This window comes from Corallococcus sicarius (assembly GCF_003611735.1).
GTDB classification, from domain to species: Bacteria; Myxococcota; Myxococcia; order Myxococcales; family Myxococcaceae; genus Corallococcus; species Corallococcus sicarius.
Window position 1 is genome coordinate 1 of sequence record NZ_RAWG01000104.1, and the last position, 19,609, is coordinate 19,609.

Below are 19,609 nucleotides of genomic sequence, written 5' to 3' on the forward strand. Positions count from 1 at the left end.
GGAAGATGGCGCGGGCGGGCGTGGACCTGACGCTCTATGGCCACATCCACTCCTACTATTCGTTCTCGAACGCGGGCATCCCGGCGTACATCTCCGGCGGGGGCGGGGCCATCCCCGAGCGCTTCGACGGGGTGGGCCGGCACTACCTGGCGGTGGACGTGGATCCGTCGGTGGGGGTGCGGGACGTGGCGCTGGTGCGGGTGGATTGATCCGCGAGGTTTCCGGGGGAACCCTTGACGAAGCATGCGGGGCCGAGTTTCCGGCTCGCGAAGGGACCCCTTGAAAGAGCACTGAACATCTGGGCAGATAGGCGGCCTCAACGCCTTGTGAGGAGGCCCCCGCATGTTCGATTTCCCCGAGAACGATTCCATCTCCCCCGCGCTGCGCGCGTTGCTCGAGCTGTTCGCCACGGACCTGGCGGACGTGAAGTTCCCGGACGTGGACACGGCGGTGCTGGGCGAGGCCGCGGCGCAGGTGCGCGAGAAGGCGGAGGCGGTGGCGCGCGCGCAGGCGGCGCTGGATGCCGCGCGGCAGGTGTTGAACGAGAGCCAGGAGTCGCTGTTGCAGAAGGGGCAGCGGGCGCTGGCGTACGCGAAGGTGTTCGCGGAGGACGACGCGGAGCTGGGCGCGAAGCTGGAGGCCATCCACCTGCCGCGTCCCACGCGCAAGGCGGTCCGGGCGGACGGGCAGCCCACGGCGGTGGAGCCGGTGGGCATGGCCCCGGGCTCCGAGGAGAACGCCCCGCGCCGTCGTGGCCGTCCCCCCAAGGTGCGTCCGGTGGCTGGCGCCACGCTGTTCAACGAGAACGGCAACAACCCGGAGTCCCTCGTGGGAGCGCAGGACGACGCGTCCTCGGGCCTCCCGTCTTAAGTCCGGAGCTTCGGACACACGAAACCGCGTGCCCCCAGGTTGGAGGCCTGGGAACACGCGGCCTCGGTGTCACTGCCTGACAGCTAGTTCTTCGGGAACGCGGTCCAGCCGGTCAGCCAGTTGCTGGGGCCCACCGCGCCGACGAAGCGCGCGCTGGTGTCGAAGCCCGCGCCGGGCGTGGCCGCGTTGTCCGGGTTGAGCGCCGGGGAGCCCGCCGCCGGGGTGAAGTCCGGGGCGTCCAGGTTCAGCGCCGCGGTGAGCTGCGGATCCGCCACCTTGTTGTTCAGGCCCGCGGCCAGCACCTTCTCCGCCTCCACGAACTTGCTCACGTCCGGATCCGTCACCGTGCCCGCCGCGTCCTTCTTGGGGTTCGGCGCGTTGGGGATGGACACCGTGTCGCCCTTGTTGGTCCAGAACAGCGTGCCCTGCACGGACAGCTCCGGCGTGGCCGCGTTCCACAGCGCCGCGGAGGCCGTGCCGTCCACGTCGATGGCCTTGTCCGCGAAGCTCGCGACGATGACGTTGCGCAGGATGCCGCCCGCGCCCGTGTTGAACACCAGGCCCTCCTGCGCCGGCGTGGTGCCCGCCGCGCGCCCGGAGCCGATGAACGTCGCGTTCCAGATCTCCGGCGCCGAGTGCGGCTGCGCGGCGTTGTCGTTCTTGTTGCCGGACGCCTCGATGCCGCGGTTGCCCACCGTGGCGTTCTGCTGCACCACCAGGAACTGCACCTTGCCGCGCCAGCCCAGGTCGTAGTCCAGGCCGTCGTCGTCCGGCTGGCTGATGAGGATGTGCTTCAGGCCCGCCGTGCCGCCGAACATCTCCACGCCGTCGTCGGCGCCCTTGTGCACCTGCACGTAGTCGATGTCCGTCGCGGTGCCGCACGCGCCCGTCGTCAGGCCGTTGAGCTCGTTGTCCTCGGCCAGCTCGTAGCCCGCGAACTCGATGCGCGCGTACTTCAGCTTGCCGCAGTCGTGGGTGTCGTCCGTGCCGCCGTACTTCGTCTTCACGTCGCCGCTCGTGGCGAAGAAGCCCTCCACGGTGTTCTCGCCGCCGGCCACGTTGATGCGGGCCTTGCCCAGGAGCACCACGCCGCCCCAGTCACCGGCCGCGCGCGCACCGGCCGCCTGCGAGCTGGTGAAGACGATGGGCTTCTGCGCCGTACCCACCGCGTTCAGCTTCGCCTCGCGGGTGATGACCAGCGCGCTGCCCTGGTCGCCCAGGATGGTGGTGCCCGGCTCGATGGTCAGCGTGCCCTGCTCCACGAACACGTAGTTCTTCAGCGTGTACGTGGTGCCCGCCTTCCACGTCGTGTCCCCCGTGATGTTCGCCGTCACGTCCTGCGTGGTGGCGGTGGTGCCCCCATCCGGCGTCGGGGTCTTTTCGTCGTCATCGCCGCAAGCGGACAGCAGCGTCAGGCTGGAGAGGGCGAGGACGGATGCAAACAGGCGCTTCATGGGTGACGTCCTTTCGGGAGGAGATGGGAGTTACAGGGACCAGCCGAGCGCGGCGGTGAACGCCATGCCGGGCTTGTACGTCTGCACCGTCACGTCCCCCTGGCGGAGGGTGACGGAGGCGTTGAGGAGGTTCGCGGCGGTCAGCTTCAGCTGCGTCGCGCCAAGCTTCTGCGTGAGGGTGAGGTCCACGCGGTGGAAGGGCCGCTCGTACACATCCGGCAGGCCCTGCACGCCGACCTCGCTGATGCGCGGGCCGGACACGTTGTAGAGGATGGCGAATTCGGTGCCGCTCTCCGGCCGCTCATAGCCCGCGTTGACGTTGATCACGTAGGGCGACTGGCCCTGGAGCGGACGGTCCTTGTTCGTCTGCGCGCCCACCACGGCGGAGTCACCCAGGTCCACCTGCGACTGGATGAGCGTGAGGTTCGCGCCCACGCGCACCGGACGCAGCGTGGGGCTCAGGCGCGCCAGCGACGTGCGCGCCTCCAGCTCCAGGCCGTAGCTGTCCGCGCCCGCGGCGTTCTCGAAGCCCAGGTCCCCGCTGTCCGGGTTGCGGATGACGCGCTCGATGGGGTCCTGGAAGCGCTTGTAGAAGGCGCTCGCGGCGAGCACCTCGTTGTCCCCGACGAACCACTCCACGCGCGCGTCCAGGTTGTGGATGCGCGTCTCCAGCAGGTCGGGGTTGCCGGACACGTTCCGGCGGCGCACGAAGTCGAAGAAGATGAAGGGCGCCAGCTCGCGGAACGTGGGCCGCGCCAGCGTGTAGCTGTAGCCCGCGCGCACGTTGACCTTCTCCGACAGCGCGTAGATGGCGTTGAACGACGGCAGCAGGTCCAGGTAGTTGGAATCCGTGCCGCCCTCACCCTCCACGCCCGTGAAGGGGTCCTTCAGCGTCAGCTCCTGCGTGGACGCCTCCAGGCGCAGGCCGCCCACCAGGCGCAGGGGCTCCACGGGCTGGTAGTCCGCGGACACGTAGCCGGCGTAGATGCCCAGGAAGGCGTTGTAGGCGTCGTCCGCGCGGGTCGTCTCGCGCACGGTGATGGCGCTGCCCACGTTGTCGGGTGAGAAGAGCTGCTCGGGGGGCAGGGTGCGGTCCACCGGCGTCTCGTTGAGCAGGTAGCGGAAGCGGCGCGCGTTGAAGTCGCGGAAGGACACCTGCGTGAGCCCGCCCACCTTCACGCGCAGGCCGGAGGTGAAGGGCAGGGTGAGGTTGAGGCTGCCGCCGGTGGACGTCTCCCCCAGCTCCGCGAAGAAGCGCTCGCCGCTGTTGGGCTGGTTGGGGAAGGACAGCTGCGCGCCGGAGTCGCCCAGGCTGGCGCTGTAGAGGGTGTCGCGCGTGTCGGGCTCGTCGCGGTCCACGCGGGAGAAGTTGCCCTGCCAGTCCAGCTCCGCGTCGCCGAAGAGGCCCAGGCGGTGGAAGCCCCGGAGCTGGTTGAAGGACAGCGCGCGGGTGATGAACTGCAGGCGGGTGCTGGCGTAGGTGTCGCCGCGCACGTTGTTGTTGCCGTTGGCGGTGTACGTGCGCGTGTCGGTGCCGCGCGTGTAGAGGCTGAAGAAGGTCAGCTCGTTGTCGCGGTCGAACTGGTAGCCCACGCTGGCGAGGCCGCTCAGGTTCGCGGTGGAGAAGCCCTGCGTGGTGCGCGCGACGTCCTGGGACACGAGCGTGCCGGACTCGTCGCGGGAGGCGCGGGCGAAGTCGCCCACCTGCACGCCGTCGCGGTGGCCGTAGTTGACGGTGCCCAGGTAGCCCAGGCGCTGGTTGCCGAAGCGCAGCGTGTCGCCCAGGGACGCGCCCAGGCCCAGGTTGGGCGCGGCGCGCGTGGTGCGCTTCTCCCAGATGTTGCTGAAGGACTCCCACTGGCCTTCCAGCTGCTGCGCGGATCCGCTGTCCGCGCCCAGGCGGCGGTCGCGCGGAATCGCGTCGGGCAGGTCGCGGCTGGCGCTCGCGAAGCCCAGCGTCTCGCCGAAGCCGCCCTGCGCCTGCGAGTTGCGCTCGCGGAAGGTCGTCACCGTGTCGCCGCCCAGGGTGAGGCGCGGCTTGAACTCGAACTGGGACGGGTAGGTGTTGGTTTCGATGAGGAGCGTGCCGCCGCCGAAGGTGCCGGGCAGGTCCGCCGTGTAGCTCTTCACCACGTTGAGGTTGGCGAGCAGGCTGGTGGGGAACAGGTCCAGCGGCACGCTGGGCTCGTCCGGCTCCGGGCTGGGCAGGAGCGCGCCGTTGAGCAGCGTGGTGGCGTAGCGGCCACCCAGGCCGCGCAGCAGCACGTAGCGGCCGTCCACGACGGTGGCGCTGACCACGCGCTTCACCGCGTCACCGGCGCTGGAGTCCGGCGTGCGGGCGATCTCCTGCGCGCTGATGGCGTCGGAGACGGCGGCGGCCTTCTTGCGGTCCTGGAGCAGGGCGCCCTCGGCGCGGCGGTCGGAGCGGGCCTCGACGACGACCTCCTGCACCGCGCCCACGTCCGCGCCGAGCGCGACGTCCAGCTTCGTGGCCTTGCCCTGCGTGACGACGACGCCGGTGATGCGGCGGCCCTGGTACACGTCGTAGAAGGCGCGCAGGTCGTACTTGCCCGGCGGCAGCGCGAGCCGGTAGTGGCCGTCCAGGTCGGTGAGGGCCTGCTTCTGCGAGCCCGTCACGACCTTCACGGTGGCCTCGATGAGCCCCTCGCCGGTGGCCTCGTCCGTCAGCCGGCCGTAGATGCCGGTGAAGCCGGGCGGCGGCGTGGAGGACTCCGCGAGCGCCTCGTCGCCCATCGCGGCCTCGTCGGACGCGGTGGCCTCGGTGCCTTCGGCGGGAGTCGCGGTGGGATCCGTCACGGTGCCGGTCTGCGCGGCGGCCGGAGCGGAAGGCTCCGTAGGCTGCGCGGCCTGCGCGGGAGCGGCGCTTCCAGGCTGCGCAGGTGCGGTGTTCCCAGGCTGCGTGTCCTGCGCGGGTGCGGCGTTCCCAGGCTGAACGGCCTGCGCGGGCGCAACGGCGCCAGGCTGCGCGGGCTGCGGATTCGCGGCGCTCCCGGGCTGCGTCCCCAAGGAAGGCGCGGGGCTGGTGGGCAGCGCTCCGTCCGGCTGCGACGCGGCGGAACCACCGGGCGTCCCCGGCGGAGGCGGAAGCTCACCGGCGGGCTGCGCACCGGGCGTGGCGGAAGGGGTGGGGGCAAGGGGCGCTGTCGGCTCGGCGCCGGGCGCCTGCGCGAAGGCAGGCAGGGTGATGAGCACGAGTGACGCGACAAAGGCGCGCACGAAGTTCGAACGAGACAACACGGCTCTCCTTGCCGACAGCGACGCGCAATCAACGCGACGCCCGTGGCATTGGGATGAAGGGTTTGTGACGTCTCTGGCGGTGAACGGAAAACTCGGTGTCACGGACCGCGCGCGGCTCACACCGCGCGCGGGACACCCGATGCGCGACTCAGTCCGCGAGCCGCTCCGGCAACACGGCGACGGTGATGTTCCCGCCCCGCGCCAGGTCCAGCACTTCCATGGCACTGCCGTACGGCACCGCGTCGCCCGCGTCGAAGAAGACGATCTTGTCCGCTCGCGCGTTGAGCATGCGTTGCAGGCGGACCACCACCTGGTCGCGAGGCACCTCCTCGCGGTTGATGCGCAGCGTGCCGGCCTTGTCCACCGTGAGCACCACGGGGGGCTTCGCGTCCGGCGGCGGAGGCGGCGTGTTCTCCGTCTTGTCCGGCTTCGCCGGCACGTTCATCCACAGGTGCTTGGTCATCAACGGCGTGACGACCATGAAGATGATCAGGAGGACCAGCACCACGTCCACCAGGGGCGTCACGTTCATCGTGGGGCGGATGCCGCCCTTGCTGCCACCGACGTCGAAAGCCATGGCGCGTGCCTCCCCTTACTTCTTCTGCCGGTCGATGACCTGCAGGCTGATGCCCGGGAATCCAATGTCCTGCATCGCCTTGAAGACGCCGCGCACCTGCTGGTACGCCACGCCCCGGTCCGCCTTGAGCACCACGGGCGCGTCCGGCTTCGCCTGGTGCAGCGTCTTCAGCTCCACCACCAGCGCGTCCCGCGTCAGCTGCTTGCGGTCCAGGAAGAAGGACCCGTTGGCCGCGAGGCTCACCGTCGTGGGCTCCAGGTTCTTGTTCTCCGGATCCGGGTTCATCGCGACGGGCAGCTCCACCGCGGCGCCGGCCTCCAGTTGCGGCGTGACGACCATGAAGATGATCAGGAGGACGAGCACCACGTCCACCAGCGGCGTCACGTTCATCTCCGGCGTGATGCTCCTACGCGTGGCCGACATCGGTGGCCTCGCCGCGGGTGGAGACGACGTCCGCGCTGTTCGGGTGCTGCGGCGCGTGCCCGGCCACCGCGCGCTTGTCGTTGGCCATGTCCTCCAGGTGGTCCATGAACTCGCTGCGCGCCTGCTCCAGCGAGAGCAGCAGCGCGTCCGCGCGGGTGGACAGGAAGTTGAACATCAGCACCGCGGGGATGGCGACGAGCAGGCCCAGCGCGGTGACGACGAGCGCCTCGGCGATGCCGGCGGACACCGCGCCCAGGCCGCCGGAGCCCTCCTTCGCGATGCCGGCGAAGGCCTCGATGATGCCCACCACCGTGCCGAGCAACCCGACGAACGGCGCCACCGAGCCCACCGTGGCCAGCACCGACATGCCCCGGCGCACGTCCGCGGTGATGCGCTCGTTGATGCGCACCAGGTCGCGCCGGGTCAGCTCCACCGCGCCCAGCTTGCCGGCGGGCGCGCGGGACTTCGACAGGAACGTCTTCATGCCGCCGCCCAGCATCGTCGCCAGGTGGCTGCTCTTGTTGCCCTCCGCCTCCTTCACCAGCGCGTCGTGCTGCTGCGCCGCGAGGAGCGGACCGGCGCGGCCGGCGAACTGGCGGGACGCGGCGCGCGAGCGGAAGTAGACGAAGAGGCGCTCGAAGAACACGGCCAGCGACGCGACCGCGAAGGCGACCAGCGTCCAGGCGATGCACAGGGCGAAGACACCCATGTGCGCGTAGATTTCCTTGAGGTTGAAGTTCATGGCGGTGGTTTCCCGGGGAAGAGGGGGCGTCAGGACTTGAGGCGGAAGGGGACCTTGAAGATGCGGAAGACGGCGGTGGGCTGGCCGGACACGACGGCGGGCCGGAAGCGCCAGGTGCGCACGGCGGCCAGCGCGGCGCTGGCGAAGGGCTCGTCACCGCGCATCACCTTGAGTCCGGTGACGCGGCCGTCCACCTCGACGACGCCCTTGAGGATGACCATCCCCTCCTGACCCTTGGAGCGGGCCTCGGAGGGGTACTCGGGCAGCAGGTTCGCGGACAGCGGCTCCGGCGGCGTGGCCGACTCGGGGAGGTTGATGGGCTGGGCGCGACCGCCGCCAATGGCCATCCCCTCACCGCTGCCGGTGCCACCCACCACGCCACCCGGGACGAGCGTGCCGGTGCCACCGACGGCCATGGGCGCGGCGGCGACGACCTCCTTCTCGGCTTCGGGCGGCTTCTCCAGCGGCACCGCGTCCGGGGCCTTCAGCGGCGCGGGCGCGACGAGGGGGGCGGCCGGAGGCGGCGCCTTGGCGACCGCGGGCGGCGCGGCGCGGGGCGTGACCTTCACGACCGGCGGAGGGGGCGGCGGAGGCGGCTTCACCTCCACGACGGGAGGCGGAGGAGGACGGAAGACGACGTCCACCTTCTTCTCCTGGATGACTTCCTTCACGGTGTTGGCCGCGGTCATCGCCGCCACGGCGATGAGTCCGAAGACGGCGACCGACGCGGTGGTGGAGAGCGCGAACCGCCGGGCCGCGGCGGGGGCGCTGGAGGCGCTGTCGAACGTTTCGAACATGACGGGGACGCATATAGCGACGCCGTGTGTCACGAAGGTTCAGGGCCCGTGACACTTTGCCCGCGACCGTGTCTCGATTGGGTCACGAACCGCGGGCGTTCGGAAATCCACGCGGCAGGTGCGTCACGGCCTTGTCGGGAAGAACGGCGATGGGCGAGCCCCTCCGCCGCGTCTGCCACAGAAGGGCCACCAGCAGCGCGGTGTAGACCCACGCGAACGGCCGCGTGAGCAGCACCTGTCGCGCCAGCTCCGGGCCCAGCACCGTGTCCGACACGAGCATTCCCGTGAGCGCCACCAGCCCCACCAGCGCCCCATTGATCCGCGACCGCCCTTCCAGTGCCGCGCGGATCAGCGGCCACGCGAGCAGGTAGTTCGCGCGCCACGCCAACGGTGACAACAGCGTGACGCCCAGGCAGCCGAACGCGAGCAGGTCCACGGGCCCGGGCCGCGCCCACAGCAACGCGGCGACGAACAGGCCCAGCGCCACGGCCTGCGCCAGCGACATCGCGCCCGAGGGCGGCAGCGACTCCGGAGGCAGCACCAGCGACATCAGGAGCGTGGGCAGGCCCTGCGGGTTGTGGCCCAGCGCCCACGGCGGTGTGGTGCGCGCGAGCGTCTCCGTCCAGGCCTGCAATTGGGACAGCGTCCCCGCCCACCCGTAGCGGATCAGCGTGGGCAGCACCAGCACGGCGCCGAAGAGGGCCGTGGTGCCCACCACGCGCCAGTGCCTGCGCCAGAGGAAGAACAGGCCCAGCAGCGCGGCGGGCGGCTTGAGCAGACACGCCACGGCGAAGGCGGCGCCAGGGCCCCAGGCACGGCCGCGCTCGGCGCCCACGGCCGCGAGCACCAGCAGCCACAGCAGCACGGCGTCCACCTGGCCGTAGAAGATTTCAAAGGAGAACGCGGGCAGCAGCGCGAGCGTGGCGAGCACCGGCGCCCAGGGCCACGGCGTTGCTTCGCCGGAACCGGATGGGGACCCGGGCGCGGGCCTGGCGCGGCGCGTGAGCACGGACACGGCGGCCAGGGCGAGCACCGAGCCCAGGTTCCACAGGGCCACGGCGACGCGTGGGGGCACGGCGGTGAAGGGCAGGAAGAGGGGCGCGGTGACGGGCGCGTACTTGAACGGCATGGTGCCGTCCTCCGCGCGGTACAGGTCCGTGCCCTCGCGGAAGCGCTCGGCGGCGGTGAGGTAGACGCGGAAGTCCACGCCGCGCCTCGGGTGCTGGCCCACGGCGACGGCGGCCACGGCGAGCACCAGCAACAAGGCCCACTCCACCTTCAGGGACGCGCGCGGGGACGCACGGAGGAGCGGCAGGTCAGCGGTGCTCATTCACAAAAGGAGGCAGGGGGTGGGGCGCGCACCATTCCACGCGGAGGCGCCCCACCGCAATTACAGCCCGTAGGCTTCCAGCAGCCGCAGCCACACCTCGCTCATGGTCGGGTACGACGGCACCGCGTGCCACAGCGTGTCCAGCGTCACCTCGCCCGCGACGGCGATGGTGGCCGCGTGGAGCATCTCCCCCACGCCGGGGCCGGTGAACGTGGCGCCCACGATGATGCGGCGCTGCTCGTCCACCACCAGCTTGGCGGTGCCCTTGAAGCCCTCGCCCAGCAGCGACGTGCCGGCCACGTCCCCCAGCTCGTACTGCACCGTCTTCACCGGCACGCCCGCCTTGCGCGCCTGCGCCTCGGTGTGGCCCACGCTGGCCACCTGCGGGTGCGTGAAGATGACCTGCGGCGTGGCCTTCGTGTCGGCCCAGGCCTTCGCGGGCTTGCCCAGGAGGATGTCGCCCACCAGCCGTCCCTGGTACTTGCCCATGTGCGTGAGCAGGTTGCGGCCGTTCACGTCGCCGCACGCATACAGCCAGTCGCCGTCCACGCCCTTCGCGCGGAGCTGATCATCGACCTCGATGCTGGCACCGGACTTGAGGCCCAGCGTGTCCACGCCCAGGTCGTCCGTGCGCGCCGTGCGCCCCATCGCCACGAGCAGCGCGTCCGCGCGCAGCGTGTCCCGGTTGGTCAGGGTGATGGTGAACTCGCCCTTGCCCTCGCCGGAGCGCTGCACCTTCGTCGCCTGTGTCTCCAGGAAGACGCGCACGCCCGCGTCGCGCAGCGCCTGCGCCAGCTGCTCGCCCACGAAGGGCTCGAAGCGCGTGAGCAGGCGTGGACCGCGCTGCACCAGCGTCACCTCCGAGCCCAGGTCGCGCCAGGCCTGCGCCAGCTCCACCGCCTCCACGCCGCCGCCCAGCACCACCAGCCGGCCCGGCACCGCCTTGGCGCCCGTGCCCTCACGGTTGTCCCAGGGCCGTGACTCCTTGAGGCCCGCGATGTCCGGGTGGCGCGGCTTGCTGCCGGTGGCGATGACGACGGCCCGGCGCGCCTCCAGCTCGCGCACCTTCCCCTCCTTGCCCTCCACGCTCACCTTTCGCGGGCCGGTGAGCTTGCCGCGGCCCCGCACCACGGTGAGCTTCGCGCCCTCCGCCCACTTCGCCTGGGACTTGTCGTCGTAGCCGGACACCATCTTGTCGCGGTGCTTGAGCACGGCGTCCACCTTGAGCGGCCCCTGGAGGAGCTCGCGCACGCCGGGCGTGTGCTGTGCCATCCACAGCGTCTCGCCGGGGTGGAGCAGGGCCTTGCTGGGCATGCAGGCCCAGTACGAACACTCGCCGCCCAGGAGCTCGTGCTCCACCAGCGCCACCTTCAATCCACCCGCCGCGGCACGCGCCCCCGCGTTCTCCCCCGTGGGCCCCGCCCCAATCACCACCACGTCGAAAGTCTCGGCCATGAAGCCTCCCACGTCCTGCTTGCACGGGTGCGGAGGCCGCGCCAATCAGACCGGCCGCCCGAGTCGGATGGTGGAAAGAGTGGCTGATCACCACCGGACAGCCGCACGGCTTCTGTCAGGACCCGCGGGCCCGGTGCGTCGGGGCGCGCACGGTTCGCGCGGTGGGTGCGCGGCGGGAGGTGTGCCATGGGACGTGTCGCCAAGGGGGTCCTGGTTCGCTCCGCGCGGTCGTGACGCCTGGGAACGGTTCGCCGTTCCCCCAGACGGTGTCCGCGTGGTGGCGCCTTGAGTGCCCATCCCTTTCAAGGTGTAGGGAGCGTGTCGCTCCCTGGTCGTGCGTGTAGGGAGGCATGTTGGGGCCGCGAGACCACTCGTTCGCGGTTCTCTGTGCACCGCGAGCATGGTTTTCATGCTTTCGCTTTGCGGGAGGCGCCTCGTTCCCCGAAGTCGTTGCACAACGACCGCACTCCAGACAGCCCTTTCGCTCCTGGGGCGCACTGAAGAACCGAGGTCGGACACCCCACGGCCGTCAGGTGTTCTCGTCTCCTCTGAGCACCCGCGCCGTCGAGACATGTCGGTCGACTTCTTGCCTCGGCGCATACCCTTTCTTCACCTTCTTCTTCGGCCCTCGGGGATGCTTGCGCAGTTTCGCCGGATTGACATGGCTGGCCATCCTCAGCAGTTCCTTGCCCAACTCCTCATCCGTCTGAGACTCGAAACCGCGCCAGAGCTTTTCGGGAATGGCAATCATCATCCCGCCATAGGTGGCCTTCACTTCGCCTGCCACGTAGTAGCTGGACAGTTCCGTCGACTGCAGCCGGTGCTCGGCCTCGACTGCCGCCAGAATCACCGCCAGCACGTTGTACGCCATCACCGCCACGCCGAAGGCCAGCAGGGCCGCTCGCGGGTAGCCCAGCGTCCTCACTTCGCTCTTCAATACCGATTCCAGCCGGCCGAACATCCCCTCGATGCTCCAGCGCCGCCGGTACAGCCCCGCCACTTCCTTGGCCCCCATGCGCTCAGCGGGCACGTTCGTCAGCAAACGAATGCAGCTCTCGCCATCCTCGGTCGGCTCCTCCAACTGCAACTCAATCCGCCGCAGCCGCAAGCGCCGCCCCTGCTCGTCCTCCACCTCGACGGCCTGCTCGAAGACGACTCCCGTCTCGACACGCCCCACCTTCTTCATTGGCCCCACCTCGGCCGGGTGGGGAGAGCGGCCATGCTCCCGGATGAGAAAGGCGGCCTGCTTGTCCTCAATGGCGAAGAGAATCCGCGTCGTCGAGAAATTCCTGTCCGCCAACCACAACTCCCCCGCTTGCATTCGTTCCAGCACCGGCCCCAGCAGCGTCCGCTCCTGCGCGTGCGCATCCTCCGCCGGGAACATGTCCACCACCAGGTCCCACTCCGGCGCGTAGACCACCAGCGACTGCCCGGGCAGCGCCGCTCCTCGAAAGCCCCGCAGCGGCTTGAGTCGTTTCTGGCTGGCTGCCAGGTGGTTCCCATCCAGCACGCGCACGCGATAGCCCGCCGCCCAGGACGGCTGCTGGAGCTTCAGGTGCTTCAGCACGGGCGCCAGTCGCTCCCTGCAGCCCTGCACCAGCGCACGCACCACCTCGGGCTCGGTGTGGTGCACCTTGTCGTAGAGCGCCTGCAGCGACACTTTCAGCTCGCCATGGGCCTGGGCCGCGGCATGCAGCGACGGCCGCAGGCCCAAGGCCACCAGCGCCATCAGGTCCACCTCGGTGGAGAAGAGCAGCTCGCGGGTGTACTGCCGCTGGCGATGCTGCTCGAACAAGGCGTCGAGCCACTCGGGACTCAAGGCCCGCTGCATGAGCAGCCGCGCCATGACAGGCAAGGGACTCTGGCGCACGAAGCGCTCGAAGACGGCTTCCAGGGCCATGACTCTTCCTCCGGCCAACCTCCCTGAAAGATGCTCTCGGCGGCCCTTCCAGGCGCCGCGGCCCGCAGCTACCGCTCCTGCCGCCCCACCCGCCAGGGAGCCTCCTCCAACACCTTGAGAGGGGTGGGGCCCGTACTGCCAGAAGTCTGGCTGCGGCGGCCCTCGTGCCGGTGCAAGAGGCGGCACGTCCAGGGGCCGTTTCAAGTGCTCCCGCACGTGCCTGAGCGCAGGCGAGTGGGCGAGGTAGGCGAGGACACGGCGCCGTCCCCCGTACCGGCCGCAGCGAAGGACGTCCTCCTTGAAGGTGCGCTGGAGGAGACCTGGCCAGTCGAGCCGCGGCGAGCGCTGACGCCGGGTCACCTGACGTGCCTCACGCTGCGCAGCGCGGGTGTTCTCCTCCAGTGTGGCTGCTGCGGCGTGGAACACCGCGACCTTGCTCGAAGAGTGCCCAGGAGGAACGACCTGTCGATCTTCATTCCGAGCGTGAGTCGTATTGAATGGAATGGCTGGCTGATGTGAGAATGGGTATCACCTGTTCAAGGGGTGTCCCATGGCCTCACCCGACGATGCTCCTCCCTCCGGAAGTCCCGGAACCTCCGAGCCTCAGCTGCAGCGCATCGTCGGAGCGCGTGTCGGCCGGCTTGTGGGTGTGAGCCCGGACGGTCTGGCCCTGGTGGATTTCGAAGGCAATCCCTCGCCAGGTCCCGTCACCGCCCGGAGCTTCGTGACGCTCGAACCGGCACAGCTCCGCGTGGCCATAGAGGAGCGAAGGGATGCCGCGCTCCTGTTCGAGGAGGGCGACCCGACCCGGCCCTTGCTCGTCGCGCTGGCACAGCGGGCTGGCGCCCCTTCCCTGTTGGAGCAACTGCTGGATGACGCCTCCCGGCCCGGAGGAGCGGAGCGCCCTGCCGACGCGCTGTCCACTCCTTCCGAGGCAAAGGATTCCAACCAGGAAGAGCGGCGCGTCCTGGGCGCGCAGCGTGAACTGGTGCTGCAGGTAGGAGAGGCCAGCATCATCCTTCGCCGGGATGGCACCATCCTCCTGCGGGGAGTCCGGGTGGAGAGCCGTGCTTCGGGGCTCCAGCTCATTCGCGGTGGCAAGATCGAGTTGAACTGAGTTCCCCGGGGGACGCATGGCCGACGACGGACACATCGATGGTGCGGGCAAGCTGCGGGCCCGGCTCAAGCGCTCCCGTGACTACCGACAGAAGGGCTATTCGCACATCGATGGCGATGGGGGACGGAAGAGCGCCTATTTGGATCTGGATGTCATCAGGTCCGTGCTCTTGAGCCGCGGAACCGACGCCCAGGGCAAGGTGGCGCGGGGCTCCAGGGAACATGCGAGTCATTACATCTTCGGCCACGGCCGGAACTTCCACATCGGGCAATCGCCGTATAGCAATCAGGGCCACCATCTGCTCCCGGAGGAGGCGCTCTCCCCCAACTACCTTGGCAGCGATCAACTGCGAATGCTCCAGGGCGTGGACTACGACATCAACAATGGGGAGAACATCATCTTCCTGCCATCGAGGTCGCGTGATTCGGATTTCCATAAGCTGCCGCATCACTCAGGCAGTCATCCGAAGTACACGAAGCAGATTGCCAGGGACATGGGGGCCGTCCGGAAATCCTTGAACGCGGCACTGGCGAAGGACAAGAAGCACAAGCTGTGGAACCCTCCAACCGACATCCGGGACCGACTGATGGGGCTTCAAGAGCAGTACTGGGACTTCCTGGTGGGCGCCGGCCCCATTGCCATCAACACGTTCAAGAAGCCGCTGCCCGCGAAGAAGAAGCTCGGCAAGCGCTCGAAATAGGAGGAGCCCATCATGGTCAGCTATTACCCCTGGGTGGATGACGACGACGATGAGTCCTTCGCGTGCCTGGATTCGTTCCGAAAGGAAGAGTTGGGCGACAAGGACTACCTGCTGGACGAAGGCATCCCCTGCAAGGATTGGTTCCCCAAGGAACTCATCTTTGATCTGGACAAGGAGGGAGGCAGCAAGCTGACGGATAGCATCCCCAATGCATTCTCCCTGCTCGTCATTTCTTCGAAGCTCAAGGGCATCCTGGAGAGGCAGGCGCCTGCGAATCCCATCGAATTCCTTCCGGTGCGCCTGCGCACTCCGCGCAAGAAGATCCTGGAGCCGTCCTACTTCATCGCCAACGTCCAGGGCACCGTGGCCTGCATGAATGCGAAGAAGTCTGACTTCGTGATGGATTCCATTCTCAAGACCCAGGTGCAGCGCTTCCGGAGGTTGGTGCTCGATGAGAAGAAGATTCCCAAGGACGTGAAGATCTTCCGGCTTGCGGAAATGCCATCGCTCATCCTTGTTCGGGAGGATCTGGGCCAGGACATCCTGGACGAGGATTGCGAGGGGATGACCTTTCAGGACCTGGATGATTATGGTGTTGAGTTCCGGAAGCGCGCGCAGTCCTAATACTACAGTTGTAGTTCGGAAGACCTACTGGGTGGCCTCCTGTTGATCCAACAGGAGAGGTCGCCGGAGGTTTCCCGTGGGGGCACAGGTCGAGGCCGAACATGACGAGGTGGTCCTGGCGAGAAGGCTGGCCAAGGAGTTCGAGCGAGTCGCCGCATGGCTGGAACCGCACTTCCGCCGAAGAGAAGCGCACGAAGCAGCCAGCCTCTACGTGAAGGCGCTGCTGTCGCGAGCCGAGAGGAAGAATGCGTGGGGCCTGGCCGAGGCGGCTGGCAGGCCCGCGCCGTACTGCTTCCAGCACCTGCTGCTGCGAGCGAAGTGGAACGAGGAGGCCGTGCGCGACGACGTGCTGGCGTACGCGCGCGAGCAACTCGGCGAGGGAGGCGTCCTGGTGGTCGACGAGACGGGCTTCTTGAAGAAGGGCGAGAAGTCGGCCGGCGTGGCACGCCAATATACGGGCACCGCGGGGCGGATTGAGAACTGCCAGGTGGGCGTCTTCCTCGCCTACGAAACGCCCCGTGGCCACGCGCTGATAGACTGGGAGCTGTACCTGCCCGAGCAGTGGACGCAGAGCAGGCCCCGGCGCCAGGAGGCCGGTGTTCCGGACGCGGTGACCTTCCGTACCAAGACCCAACTGGCCCAGGTAATGTTGCTGCGAGCCTTCGAGGCGGGTTTACACCCACCCCTTTCAAGGTGTAGGGAGCGTGTCGCTCCCTGGTCGTGCGTGTAGGGAGGCATGTTGGGGCCGCGAGACCACTCGTTCGCTGTTCTCTGTGCACCGCGAGCATGGTTTTCATGCTTTCGCTTTGCGGGAGGCGCCTCGTTCCCCGAAGTCGTTGCACAACGACCGCACTCCAGACAGCCCTTTCGCTCCTGGGGCGCACTGAAGAACCGAGGTCGGACACCCCACGGCCGTCAGGTGTTCTCGTCTCCTCTGAGCACCCGCGCCGTCGAGACATGTCGGTCGACTTCTTGCCTCGGCGCATACCCTTTCTTCACCTTCTTCTTCGGCCCTCGGGGATGCTTGCGCAGTTTCGCCGGATTGACATGGCTGGCCATCCTCAGCAGTTCCTTGCCCAACTCCTCATCCGTCTGAGACTCGAAACCGCGCCAGAGCTTTTCGGGAATGGCAATCATCATCCCGCCATAGGTGGCCTTCACTTCGCCTGCCACGTAGTAGCTGGACAGTTCCGTCGACTGCAGCCGGTGCTCGGCCTCGACTGCCGCCAGAATCACCGCCAGCACGTTGTACGCCATCACCGCCACGCCGAAGGCCAGCAGGGCCGCTCGCGGGTAGCCCAGCGTCCTCACTTCGCTCTTCAATACCGATTCCAGCCGGCCGAACATCCCCTCGATGCTCCAGCGCCGCCGGTACAGCCCCGCCACTTCCTTGGCCCCCATGCGCTCAGCGGGCACGTTCGTCAGCAGACGAATGCAGCTCTCGCCATCCTCGGTCGGCTCCTCCAACTGCAACTCAATCCGCCGCAGCCGCAAGCGCCGCCCCTGCTCGTCCTCCACCTCGACGGCCTGCTCGAAGACGACTCCCGTCTCGACACGCCCCACCTTCTTCATTGGCCCCACCTCGGCCGGGTGGGGAGAGCGGCCATGCTCCCGGATGAGAAAGGCGGCCTGCTTGTCCTCAATGGCGAAGAGAATCCGCGTCGTCGAGAAATTCCTGTCCGCCAACCACAACTCCCCCGCTTGCATTCGTTCCAGCACCGGCCCCAGCAGCGTCCGCTCCTGCGCGTGCGCATCCTCCGCCGGGAACATGTCCACCACCAGGTCCCACTCCGGCGCGTAGACCACCAGCGACTGCCCGGGCAGCGCCGCTCCTCGAAAGCCCCGCAGCGGCTTGAGTCGTTTCTGGCTGGCTGCCAGGTGGTTCCCATCCAGCACGCGCACGCGATAGCCCGCCGCCCAGGACGGCTGCTGGAGCTTCAGGTGCTTCAGCACGGGCGCCAGTCGCTCCCTGCAGCCCTGCACCAGCGCACGCACCACCTCGGGCTCGGTGTGGTGCACCTTGTCGTAGAGCGCCTGCAGCGACACTTTCAGCTCGCCATGGGCCTGGGCCGCGGCATGCAGCGACGGCCGCAGGCCCAAGGCCACCAGCGCCATCAGGTCCACCTCGGTGGAGAAGAGCAGCTCGCGGGTGTACTGCCGCTGGCGATGCTGCTCGAACAAGGCGTCGAGCCACTCGGGACTCAAGGCCCGCTGCATGAGCAGCCGCGCCATGACAGGCAAGGGACTCTGGCGCACGAAGCGCTCGAAGACGGCTTCCAGGGCCATGACTCTTCCTCCGGCCAACCTCCCTGAAAGATGCTCTCGGCGGCCCTTCCAGGCGCCGCGGCCCGCAGCTACCGCTCCTGCCGCCCCACCCGCCAGGGAGCCTCCTCCAACACCTTGAGAGGGGTAGCCTTGAGTGCCCATCCCGGTCGTGTCCTCGGGTCCAACGGATCCGGACGCGACCGACAGGAAACCGTTTTCGTTCATGTCCTCATCCAGGTCTCGCCGTCCCCGCGCGTCGTCCCGACGTTCGGGTTCCTCGCTGTTCCATTCCCAGGCTCCGTCCGCGCGTCACCTGCGCGTCCAATCCACCCTCTCCGAGGAGGTCTCGCTGCTCTTCCGTGGCGAGCTGTCCGACCCCGTGCTCGATGGCCTCGCGCTGACGTCCTTCGAGCTGTCCCCCGAAGGCGCACCGCGCGCATCGGCTACACGCTGCCACCCGACGCCACCGACCTGGCCGCCGTGAAGGAGGCCCTGGTCCGCGCGGAGGGCTACCTGCGCTCGCAGCTGGCGCAGCACCTCAACCTCAAGCGCACCCCGCACCTGCGCTTCATCCACATGGGCACCGCCCCACGCCTGGAGGCGCCCGACGACAGCGGCTGGGAAGACGGGGAAGGGGGTGAAGCATGATGCCCCGCATCCTCGAGGTCCCACCGGGCGCGGTGCCCCTGCTCGCCTGGGCCCGCGCGGTGCCCGCCGCCGCGCTCAAGCAGCTCCAGCAGCTCGCCGCGCAGCCCTACGTCGTCGAACACGTGGCGGTGATGCCGGACGTGCACCTCGCGTCCGGCGTGTCGGTGGGGACGGTCTTCGCCACCGAACACCACGTCGTCCCCGGCGCGCTGGGCAACGACCTGGGCTGCGGCGTGAGCGCACACCGCTTCGCCTTCCCCGCCGCGTCGCTGTCACGCGCTGACCTGGAGGGGCTCCTGTCCCAGCTCGCGAGGGTCGTGCCCGTGGGAGACGCCGTCCACCGGGGGCGGGGGCTGCCGCTGCCTCCCGGGTTGGAGGCGCCGACGCTGTCCACCCACCGGCTCACCCAGGCCTGGGCGCGACTGGCGCCCAGACACCTGGGCACGCTCGGGGGCGGCAACCACTTCCTGGAGCTGGACCGCGACGGGGCCGGGGACCTGTGGCTGCTCATCCACTCCGGGTCGCGGGGCGTGGGGGCCGCGGTGGGCGAGCACCACCAGCGCGTGGCGAAGGCGCTGGGGGAGGGCACACCGCCGGCCCTGCGCACCGACACCGAGGCGGGCGTGGCGTGCCTCCATGACCTGGCCCTGGCGTGCCGCTTCGCCCGCGCGAACCGGGACACGCTCGCCGCGCGGGCCCTCGCGGTGATGGCGGACGTGCTCGGCGTGGCCCCGGACCCGGGCAGCACCGTGGACGTGCACCACAACCACGTCGCCGCCGAGTCACACTTCGGCCGCACGCTCCAGGTGCACCGCAAGGGCGCGGTGGGCCTGGACGCGGGCGCGCGGGGGCTCATCCCCGGCTCCATGGGCACGGCCTCCTACGTCGTCGAGGGCCGGGCCGAGCCGCGCGCCTTCCGCTCCTGCTCCCACGGCGCGGGCCGCGTGCTCACCCGCACGGAGGCCCGGGCCCGCATCCGCCCGGACGCGCTGGTCCACGCCCTGCGCCGGGTGGTGTTCGACGAGGGCCGAGCCGGCTCCCTCGTGGAGGAGGCGCCCGCCGCCTACCGGGACCTCTCCGAGGTGCTGGAGGACGAGGCGGACCTCGTGACGCCCTGCGTCCGACTCACCCCCCTGGCCGTGCTCAAGGGCTGAGCGGGGGGCGCCTGTCGGGTGGGCGACACCCCGTCCGCCCGGCCGGCCACCCGGGGGTCCCGAGTGTCGCGCGGTGGGTGATCGCCCCCCCGGGCTCCCCGGCGAAGGGGGGGCCCATCGTCAGAGTGGGTTCCCCTCGCCCGTGAAGATGCCGTAGTATCCGCCCGAAAGTACGCGTGCGAACCTGCTGGGGCGTCGTCTAATGGCAGGACGTCAGACTTTGACTCTGATTATCAAGGTTCGAATCCTTGCGCCCCAGCCACTCCGCTCCGGGGGGACGCGGCCAACGTCCGTC

The 19,609-nt window shown here is 69.3% G+C and carries 18 protein-coding genes, 1 tRNA gene and 1 pseudogene; 10 read left to right on the forward strand and 10 right to left on the reverse strand.

The features are described 5' to 3' along the window. Both D7X12_RS17880 and D7X12_RS17885 read left to right on the forward strand, forming a co-directional pair. Positions 1 to 209 (forward strand): annotated as a pseudogene (locus tag D7X12_RS17880) (metallophosphoesterase family protein); the annotation flags it as partial. Between the two features lie 133 nt (positions 210 to 342). Then, positions 343 to 870 carry a hypothetical protein gene (locus D7X12_RS17885; RefSeq protein ID WP_120626482.1) on the forward strand — a complete coding sequence of 176 codons (528 nt, stop codon included), beginning with the start codon at positions 343 to 345 and terminating at the stop codon, positions 868 to 870. An 83-nt stretch (positions 871 to 953) separates the two neighbouring features. Here D7X12_RS17885 and D7X12_RS17890 read toward each other — a convergent pair whose 3' ends face one another. The 9 genes from D7X12_RS17890 to D7X12_RS17930 form a co-directional block, all read right to left on the reverse strand. Next, positions 954 to 2,324 (reverse strand): beta-helix domain-containing protein, encoded by a 1,371-nt coding sequence (locus D7X12_RS17890; RefSeq protein WP_120626483.1) that lies wholly within the window; start codon positions 2,322 to 2,324, stop codon positions 954 to 956. Positions 2,325 to 2,354: 30 nt separating this feature from the next. Continuing rightward, on the reverse strand, positions 2,355 to 5,582 hold the full coding sequence (locus D7X12_RS17895; protein ID WP_120626484.1) for a TonB-dependent receptor: 3,228 nt from the start codon (positions 5,580 to 5,582) through the stop codon (positions 2,355 to 2,357). 148 nt (positions 5,583 to 5,730) lie between these two features. Then, a complete protein-coding gene (locus tag D7X12_RS17900; RefSeq protein ID WP_120626485.1) occupies positions 5,731 to 6,159 on the reverse strand; it encodes an ExbD/TolR family protein in 429 nt (142 codons plus the stop codon). Between the two features lie 15 nt (positions 6,160 to 6,174). Then, complete coding sequence (locus D7X12_RS17905; protein ID WP_120626486.1) at positions 6,175 to 6,582, reverse strand: ExbD/TolR family protein; 408 nt, start codon at positions 6,580 to 6,582, stop codon at positions 6,175 to 6,177. Next, on the reverse strand, positions 6,566 to 7,324 hold the full coding sequence (locus D7X12_RS17910; RefSeq protein ID WP_120626487.1) for a MotA/TolQ/ExbB proton channel family protein: 759 nt from the start codon (positions 7,322 to 7,324) through the stop codon (positions 6,566 to 6,568). The genes D7X12_RS17905 and D7X12_RS17910 overlap by 17 nt, the downstream gene beginning before the upstream one ends. Before the next feature lie 29 nt (positions 7,325 to 7,353). Continuing rightward, on the reverse strand, positions 7,354 to 8,121 hold the full coding sequence (locus D7X12_RS17915) for an energy transducer TonB (protein ID WP_120626488.1): 768 nt from the start codon (positions 8,119 to 8,121) through the stop codon (positions 7,354 to 7,356). Positions 8,122 to 8,203: 82 nt separating this feature from the next. Then, entirely contained in the window at positions 8,204 to 9,451 is a 1,248-nt protein-coding gene (locus D7X12_RS17920) for a glycosyltransferase family 87 protein (protein WP_120626489.1), read from the reverse strand. A 60-nt stretch (positions 9,452 to 9,511) separates the two neighbouring features. After that, entirely contained in the window at positions 9,512 to 10,906 is a 1,395-nt protein-coding gene (locus D7X12_RS17925; RefSeq protein ID WP_120626490.1) for a dihydrolipoyl dehydrogenase family protein, read from the reverse strand. A gap of 529 nt (positions 10,907 to 11,435) precedes the next feature. Further along, entirely contained in the window at positions 11,436 to 12,752 is a 1,317-nt protein-coding gene (locus D7X12_RS17930) for an IS4 family transposase (protein WP_439329375.1), read from the reverse strand. Between the two features lie 604 nt (positions 12,753 to 13,356). On the opposite strand from D7X12_RS17930, the gene D7X12_RS17940 reads away from it, so the two are divergent. The 4 genes from D7X12_RS17940 to D7X12_RS17955 all read left to right on the forward strand — a co-directional run bounded on the left by D7X12_RS17940 (position 13,357) and on the right by D7X12_RS17955 (position 15,977). Then, positions 13,357 to 13,923 (forward strand): DUF6484 domain-containing protein, encoded by a 567-nt coding sequence (locus tag D7X12_RS17940; protein WP_279637214.1) that lies wholly within the window; start codon positions 13,357 to 13,359, stop codon positions 13,921 to 13,923. A 16-nt stretch (positions 13,924 to 13,939) separates the two neighbouring features. Then, positions 13,940 to 14,623 (forward strand): AHH domain-containing protein, encoded by a 684-nt coding sequence (locus tag D7X12_RS17945; RefSeq protein WP_120626492.1) that lies wholly within the window; start codon positions 13,940 to 13,942, stop codon positions 14,621 to 14,623. Between the two features lie 12 nt (positions 14,624 to 14,635). Then, positions 14,636 to 15,247, forward strand: coding sequence for an imm11 family protein (locus D7X12_RS17950; protein WP_120626493.1), 612 nt, complete (start codon positions 14,636 to 14,638; stop codon positions 15,245 to 15,247). Positions 15,248 to 15,323: 76 nt separating this feature from the next. Continuing rightward, positions 15,324 to 15,977, forward strand: a complete 654-nt coding sequence (locus tag D7X12_RS17955) for an IS701 family transposase (protein WP_120626494.1) — start codon at positions 15,324 to 15,326, stop codon at positions 15,975 to 15,977. Between the two features lie 185 nt (positions 15,978 to 16,162). Here the strand turns inward: D7X12_RS17955 and D7X12_RS17960 are convergent, their stop codons facing one another. After that, on the reverse strand, positions 16,163 to 17,479 hold the full coding sequence (locus D7X12_RS17960; protein WP_439329375.1) for an IS4 family transposase: 1,317 nt from the start codon (positions 17,477 to 17,479) through the stop codon (positions 16,163 to 16,165). A 256-nt stretch (positions 17,480 to 17,735) separates the two neighbouring features. Between D7X12_RS17960 and D7X12_RS44345 the strand changes: the two genes are divergently transcribed. The 4 genes from D7X12_RS44345 to D7X12_RS17975 all read left to right on the forward strand — a co-directional run bounded on the left by D7X12_RS44345 (position 17,736) and on the right by D7X12_RS17975 (position 19,576). Then, entirely contained in the window at positions 17,736 to 17,996 is a 261-nt protein-coding gene (locus tag D7X12_RS44345) for a ribosome-binding factor A (RefSeq protein WP_244224614.1), read from the forward strand. Then, entirely contained in the window at positions 17,993 to 18,160 is a 168-nt protein-coding gene (locus tag D7X12_RS44350) for a ribosome-binding factor A (protein ID WP_244224615.1), read from the forward strand. Before D7X12_RS44345 ends, D7X12_RS44350 begins: the two co-directional genes overlap by 4 nt. Then, positions 18,157 to 19,314, forward strand: coding sequence for an RtcB family protein (locus D7X12_RS17970; RefSeq protein WP_120626496.1), 1,158 nt, complete (start codon positions 18,157 to 18,159; stop codon positions 19,312 to 19,314). Before D7X12_RS44350 ends, D7X12_RS17970 begins: the two co-directional genes overlap by 4 nt. 188 nt (positions 19,315 to 19,502) lie before the next feature. Next, positions 19,503 to 19,576 (forward strand) — tRNA-Gln (locus tag D7X12_RS17975). Positions 19,577 to 19,609 lie beyond the last annotated feature (33 nt).